Origin of the sequence: Microbacterium sp., from assembly GCF_049661145.1 — a bacterium.
In the GTDB taxonomy this organism is placed as follows: Bacteria; Actinomycetota; Actinomycetes; order Actinomycetales; family Microbacteriaceae; genus Microbacterium.
The window spans coordinates 1-6,567 of the sequence record NZ_JBASZT010000009.1 but is presented as its reverse complement, the minus strand read 5'-3'; the positions used below and the strand labels follow the sequence as shown (position 1 = coordinate 6,567).

The 6,567-nt window shown below is 69.7% G+C and carries 7 protein-coding genes and 1 pseudogene; 7 read left to right on the top strand and 1 reads right to left on the bottom strand.

The annotated features are described in order from the left end of the window. The 5 genes and pseudogenes from WBP48_RS00505 to WBP48_RS00485 all read left to right on the top strand — a co-directional run. Nucleotides 1–359: pseudogene (locus WBP48_RS00505) on the top strand (glutamate-1-semialdehyde 2,1-aminomutase); the annotation flags it as partial. A gap of 303 nt (nucleotides 360–662) precedes the next feature. Further along, complete coding sequence (gene rsmA / locus WBP48_RS00500) at nucleotides 663–1,511, top strand: 16S rRNA (adenine(1518)-N(6)/adenine(1519)-N(6))-dimethyltransferase RsmA (protein WP_424434471.1); 849 nt, start codon at nucleotides 663–665, stop codon at nucleotides 1,509–1,511. 64 nt (nucleotides 1,512–1,575) lie between these two features. Next, nucleotides 1,576–1,806, top strand: coding sequence for a FitA-like ribbon-helix-helix domain-containing protein (locus WBP48_RS00495; protein WP_424434468.1), 231 nt, complete (start codon nucleotides 1,576–1,578; stop codon nucleotides 1,804–1,806). Further along, nucleotides 1,803–2,174 carry a type II toxin-antitoxin system VapC family toxin gene (locus WBP48_RS00490; RefSeq protein WP_424434465.1) on the top strand — a complete coding sequence of 124 codons (372 nt, stop codon included), beginning with the start codon at nucleotides 1,803–1,805 and terminating at the stop codon, nucleotides 2,172–2,174. Before WBP48_RS00495 ends, WBP48_RS00490 begins: the two co-directional genes overlap by 4 nt. Nucleotides 2,175–2,261: 87 nt before the next feature. Beyond that, nucleotides 2,262–3,194 carry a phosphodiesterase gene (locus WBP48_RS00485; RefSeq protein ID WP_424434474.1) on the top strand — a complete coding sequence of 311 codons (933 nt, stop codon included), beginning with the start codon at nucleotides 2,262–2,264 and terminating at the stop codon, nucleotides 3,192–3,194. Here WBP48_RS00485 and WBP48_RS00480 read toward each other — a convergent pair. Next, the gene (locus tag WBP48_RS00480) at nucleotides 3,145–4,737 is read right to left on the bottom strand and encodes a stealth conserved region 3 domain-containing protein (protein WP_424434462.1); all 1,593 of its coding nucleotides are present in this window, start codon (nucleotides 4,735–4,737) and stop codon (nucleotides 3,145–3,147) included. The genes WBP48_RS00485 and WBP48_RS00480 overlap by 50 nt on opposite strands. A 106-nt stretch (nucleotides 4,738–4,843) precedes the next feature. Between WBP48_RS00480 and WBP48_RS00475 the strand changes: the two genes are divergently transcribed. Both WBP48_RS00475 and WBP48_RS00470 read left to right on the top strand, forming a co-directional pair. Continuing rightward, nucleotides 4,844–5,911 (top strand): aldo/keto reductase, encoded by a 1,068-nt coding sequence (locus tag WBP48_RS00475; protein ID WP_424434459.1) that lies wholly within the window; start codon nucleotides 4,844–4,846, stop codon nucleotides 5,909–5,911. Further along, the coding region (locus tag WBP48_RS00470; protein WP_424434456.1) for a 4-(cytidine 5'-diphospho)-2-C-methyl-D-erythritol kinase at nucleotides 5,908–6,567 on the top strand (660 nt) is incomplete at its 3' end. The genes WBP48_RS00475 and WBP48_RS00470, both read left to right, overlap by 4 nt.

Genomic DNA, 6,567 nt, shown 5'->3' with positions numbered 1-6,567 from the left:
CCGCGGCGTACGAGCGGCTCGCGTCGGCATCCGACACCGTCGCCGTCGCGGTGGATGCGGCGCTCGACGCCGCCGGGGTGCCGCACGTCGTGCAGCGCGCCGGGACGCTGTTCAGCGTCTTCTTCGGGGATGCGGTCGTTGGCGGTGTTCCCGACTACGCGACCGCGCAGCGGCAGGACACCGCAGCGTACGCCCGGTTCTTCCACGCGATGCTGGATGCCGGCGTCTCGCTGCCCCCCTCGGCCTTCGAGGCCTGGTTCGTCACCGCCGCGCACGATGGTGATGCGAGGGGTGACGAGGCGCTAGGCCGCGTGATCGACGCGGTGCCCGCCGCTGCCCGAGCCGCCGCGGCGGCCTGAATCGCCTCTCTGTGCAGAAGATCACCCACGGAAGATCACCCAGCCTCGGTCGGCCGCGCGGCTCCGGTTTGCTCTCCGGGTCGCATCTGGCCGCATCCCGCGCTCCATAGCGACCAACTGTGACCCGCTCGAGCGTCGAGGGCCGCCATCGGTTGCTCGCGGGGTCGCATGTGGTCGCAATCACAGGCGCATGGCGACCAGGTGCGCCCCATTGGCCGTCGCCCGTCCGGGTGCACGAGCTCGCCCCGTCAGACGGCCTTCGACCGGAGGCCGACTCTCACCTGGCTCAGTAGGCTGGAGCGCATGCCCGTGACCCTGCTCGGCGCGACCGAGATCCGCGCGCTCGCCGCCGAACTGGATGTCACCCCGACCAAGAAGCTCGGCCAGAACTTCGTCGTCGATGCCAACACGGTACGCAAGATCGTGCAGGTCGCGCAGGTGTCGGCATCCGATCGCGTCGTCGAGGTCGGGCCGGGCCTTGGCTCCCTCACGCTCGCGATCCTCGAAACGGGCGCCCGCGTCACCGCCGTCGAGATCGACCACCGGCTCGCCGAGCGCCTGCCCGCGACGGCCGCCGCGCACGGCGTCCCGGACGATGCGCTCATGGTGGTGGATGCCGATGCGCTCCGTGTCACCGAGTTGCCGGGCGATCCGAACGTGCTCGTCGCCAACCTGCCCTACAACGTCAGCGTGCCGGTGCTGCTTCACTTCATGGAGACCTTCGCGCAGCTCGACCGCGGCGTCGTGATGGTGCAGGCAGAGGTGGGGGAGCGTCTCGCGGCCCCGCCCGGGTCGAAGGTGTACGGCGCGCCGAGCGTCAAGGCCGCGTGGTACGGGCCGTGGCGGCTCGCGGGAACCGTCTCGCGCCAGGTGTTCTGGCCGGTGCCGAACGTCGACAGCGTGCTGGTCGCGTTCCGGCGCGACCCGCAGGCGCGCGGCGACGAGAGCCTGCGCCGACGGACGTTCCGGCTCGTCGATGCGGCCTTTCAGCAGCGGCGCAAGATGCTGCGGCAGGCGCTCGCGCCGCTGCTCGGGGGGTCGGCGGCATCCGCGTCCGACGTCCTTGCGGCGGCCGGCGTCGATCCCACGGCGCGCGGCGAACAGTTGACGGTCGACGACTTCGTCGCCGTCGCCCGTCTCTCCACCGGCTGACGAGCCGAGGAGTTATCCACAGATCCGCCTTCCGCCACATGTGTAGCGCATGTAGCCTGGAATCATGTCTCGGATGCTGCAAGTGAGAAACCTCCCAGACGACGTCCACGCCCGACTCAAAGAGCGGGCGGCGGCGGAGCGCATGACCCTGTCCGACTACGTCGCGCGCGAACTGGCAGAGCTCGTCCGCCCCCGAAGCAACGCCGAGATCTTTGCGGCAGCGCGCGCGAGAGGGCCTCGCGTCACGAGGGAGCAGATCATCCAGGCGCTGCACGAGGCGCGAGCCGGGCTGTGATCGCCGTCATCGACGCGTCCGCGCTCGTCGAGTCGCTCGATCGAGGTTTCGGCGAACTCAACGACGCGGAACTCCACGTGCCCGCTGTCGCCGATGTCGAGGTCTTCTCGGCGCTGCGGCGCATGGCGGCGTCGGGTCGACTGACGGCATCCGAGGCGCGCGAGTGCATCGACGACTACCTCAACCTGGAACTGGTCCGCCACGGCGCGACGCGGCTGCTCCCGCGGATGTGGGACATGCGCCACGACATCTCCGGCTACGACGCCGCCTACGTCGTACTGGCGGAATCCCTGGGCGGCGCCCTCGTGACGAGCGACCTGCGGCTCGCGCGCGCCGCTGAGCGGTACTGCGACGTGCTCGTGCCGTAGCTGAGATACCCCCGCGTTACCGAACCGTCAGACGCCGTTCAGCGGGTGCTCATGCGTACGGCGTAACATGTTCGTAATATGTCCATTATGCGCATGGCCGAGTACCCGGCTCCCGAACGGGTGCTGCTGCACCTCAGCGACACCCACCTCCGCGCCGGCGGCTCGCAGATCTGGGACGTCGTCGACGGTCGCCGCAACCTCGCTCGGGCGCTCGACGTCATCGAGGCCTCCGGCGTCCACCCCGACGCCATTGTCTTCACCGGCGACCTCGTCGACCTCGGCGAGCCCGCCGCCTACGCGGACCTTCGCGCCCTCGTCGAGCCCTTCGCCGCGCGCCTGCACGCGCCCGTCGTGTGGGTCATGGGCAACCACGACGATCGTGCCGCCTTCCGCGCGGGCCTGTGGGACCAGCTTCCCGACCCCGATCGTCCGCCCGCGACCGTCGACCGTGTCGACGAGTTCGACGGCCTGCGCATCGTCACGCTCGACACCTCCGTGCCGGGTCAGCACTACGGCGAGATCACCGACGCCCAGCTGGCATGGCTCGCCGACACTCTCGCCACCCCGGCGCCGCTCGGCACGATCCTCGCCATGCACCACCCGCCGGTTCCGAGCGTGCTCGCGCTCGCCGCAAGTGTCGAGTTGCGCGACCAACGGCGGCTCGCCGCGGTCCTCCGCGGGACCGACGTCCGTGCCATCATCGCCGGGCACCTGCACTACTCGACGTTCGCGACGTTCGCCGGCATCCCGGTCTCCGTCGCATCCTCCACCTGCTACGCGCAGGACCTGACGGTGCCCGTGGGCGGGACCCGTCCCCAGGACGGCGCGCAGGCGTTCAACCTCGTGCACGTCTTCGACGACACCGTCGTGCACTCGGTGGTGCCCATCGACGCTCCGCGCGTCATGGAGTACGTCGATGCCGCGACAGCGCGCCGGCGACTCGAAGACGCCGGCATCCGCGGTGTCGCCGTCACCCGGCGGGAGGCTCCGCCGACACGTCCTCTCGCCGTCGTTCGCTGACCGCGTCGCGCTCCCAGGGAGCCGCGATCGGGAACATGCGCTCTAGGCTCTCGCGCAGTGTCCGCACGCGCAGCTCCTCGGGCAGCTCGCTCCCGCCGCCGTCGTTGAGGCAGAACATGTCCGCGTCGCGCTTGCGCTCCAGCCGGTCGAGGATCCGCGGCGTCGACGCCAGTGTCGTCTGGACGTAGCGCACACGAGGGACGGTCGTCGTCACGGCGCGCCCGGTCATCAACGCGTAGTAGTGATAGAGGCTGTTCGTCACCGAGATGTCCGTCGCGGAGCGGAACCGTGAGGCCGCCGTGCGAGCGAAATCGTCGGGGAAGTCGCGTTCCAACTCGGCCATGACGCTCCGCCGCAGCGGCGCCGCGCAGTGCTCGAGATCGCGCAGGATGCTGCGGCCGAACCGCTCTCGCAGCAGCGCGCGGTTGACGCGCAGTGCATTGTCGTGGCCGCTGCGCGCGGGCAGCGGCGCTCCCGTACCGATGCGTACCCCGCACTCGACGAACTTCGAGACGCCGCCCGATGTGAAGAACAGTTCCGGCGTCACCGGCCGGCCGAAGAACATGTCGTCGTTGGAATAGAGGAAGTGCTCGGACAGTCCCTCGATGCGATGCAGCTGTGCCTCCACGGCGTGCGAATTGTGGGTGGGCAGCACCGCAGGATCGGCGAAGAACTCTTCGCTGCGCACGATCGTCACGCGCGGATCGTCCGCGAGCCACGCCGGCCGCGGCGAGTCGGTCGCGATGAAGATGCGTCGCACCCACGGCGCATAGAGGTGCACACTGCGCAGCGCGTAGCGCAATTCGTCGACGTGACGGTAACGCGCCGGACCGTCATCGCCCTCACCGACGACGTACTCCTCCAGCTGCGCCGCGCGCTGTCGCTGGAACTCACTCGACGACCCGTCAACCCACGAGAACACGATGTCGATGTCGGCGGTGATCTCGTCGGGTTGCGGATCGAACATGCCCGCCGGAGTCTGCCACGATCGGCCGAAGCGCTCGACCGTCACGAGCTCGAGGTCCGCGGCGGCGAACACGCGGCGGGTGAGAGCGTTGGGGTGCGGCGCCGTGACGACGCCGTCCACATTGCGCCACACCTCGAGGCGCGCGGCGTACGGCAGGCCGTAGCGCAGCGCGCCGTTCGCCGTGGTCCTCGGTCGATACAAGCGCACCGACGAAGGCGAACCGGCGACGAGCGGGTCGGATGCCAAGTCGGCGACCAATCGTGGCGCGAGTCCCTTGGACTTGACGTAGAGCGGCTCGCGCGCCGCGAGACGCTGCAGTGCTCCGGCGGCCGCGGGAGCGTCGGACGCGTCGATCGCGAGCGCGCACCCCGAGCGGTCATGGCGGATGAGGAGGGTGGACACCCCGGCATCCGCCAGCGTATCCGCGATCAGCAGCAGATCGTCGCGCCGGGCCTGTTCGGGTGTGGTCGCGGTGTGCACGAGATGCAGCACGCCGTCGATCCAACGCACATCATCGCGCGCGATCAACTGCGCCCAGGGGTGGGGCTGCGCGGGAAGCGCCTGCAGAGTCGTCATGCTGCTCCTTTCGTCGATGGTTGACCATCATTCGCGTACGTCCAGTCGGAGCCGGGGGACCACTGACGATGCCCCGCGAGGCGGCGGTGCGAAGTAGCCTGGTTCCGTGACCGAGAACCGCTTCCCACCCTCTCGCGGTGGAGACCTGCACCGCCCGTACGCTGCGGCATCCGACCGCTATGAGAACAGATCGTACCGCCGGGTCGGGACCTCTGGCCTCTACCTGCCACCGCTGTCGCTCGGGCTGTGGTGGAACTTCGGCGACAACATCCCCTTCGACTCCCAGCGGGCGCTGCTGCGCCACGCGTTCGACCGTGGCATCACACACTTCGACCTCGCGAACAACTATGGTCCGCCCTACGGCTCCGCCGAGACGAACTTCGGCCGCATGATCCGCGAGGATTTCACGCCGTACCGCGACGAACTCATCATCTCCTCCAAGGCGGGCTACGACATGTGGGAGGGCCCCTACGGTCAGTGGGGTTCCCGCAAGTACCTGCTCGCCAGCGCCGAACAGTCGTTGCGGCGCATGTCAGTCGAATACGTCGACATCTTCTACTCGCACCGTTACGACCCCGTGACCCCGCTCGAGGAGACGATCGGTGCCCTCGACACGCTCGTGCGACAGGGCAAAGCGCTGTACGTCGGCATCTCGTCGTACTCCGCGGAACGCACCGTCGAGGCGAAGGCCGTCGCCCGCTCGCTCGGCACGCCGCTCGTCATCCACCAGCCGGCGTACTCGATCCTCAACCGCTGGGTCGAGGACGGCCTTACGGATGCGCTGCGTGAAGAGGGGATGGGTGCGATCGCCTTCACGCCGCTCGCCCAGGGTCTCCTCACCGACAAGTACCTCGGGGACGGGACCGCCGAACGCGCCCAACAGCGTTCGTCGCTGCCAGGCCAGCGCCTCAGTGAGGTCGCGCTGGCCGCACTCCGCAGCCTCGACGTCATCGCGAAGGAGCGTGGGCAGACTCTCGCGCAGCTGGCGATCCAGTGGGTGCTGCGCGACGAGGTCGTGACCTCGGCGCTCATCGGCGCCTCGCGTGCCGCGCAGCTCGACGAGAATCTCGCCGCCCTCGCCGGCCCGGCCTTCGACACCGAGGAGCTCGAGCGGATCGATGCCCTTGCCGACAGCATCGACGTCGACCTCTGGGCTCGCTCGGCCACCGCGTGAGCTCCGCCGCCACGATCGAACGTCGCGTGCGCGTACGCGCACCCGGCAAGATCAACATCGCCTTCGACGTCGGCGACCTCCAGCCGGGCGGATATCACCGCGTCGCATCGGTCTACCAGGCCGTGTCGGCGTATGAGGACCTCACGGTGACGCTGGATGCCGGCGGCTACACCGTCGCGGTCACCTCCGACTTCGACGTCAGCGCTGTGCCGCTCGACGGCTCCAACCTCGCGGTACGGGCAGCCAAGGCCGTCGCGCAGCGAACCGGGTTCACCGGCGGCATCCACCTGGACATCCGCAAAGGCGTGCCTGTCGCCGGCGGTATGGGGGGAGGGTCGGCGGATGCCGCGGCATCCCTCGTCGCCGTCAACGAGTTGCTGGGCGCCGGGCTCAGCAGCCTGGAGCTGCAGCAGCTCGGTGCGGAGCTCGGCGCCGACGTGCCCTTCGCGATGCTCGGCGGCACCGCCATCGGTACGGGACGTGGCGACGAGCTCGCTCCGGCGCTCGTGCGCGGGCGCTTCGACTGGGTGCTCGTCACGAGCGCGGACGGCCTGTCCACGCCCGCGGTGTATGGCGAGCTCGACCGGTTGCGTGCGCTCCCCGACATCACCCCCGTCCACGGCGCGCCCCGCGTCGACCCGAGCGTGCTGCAGGCG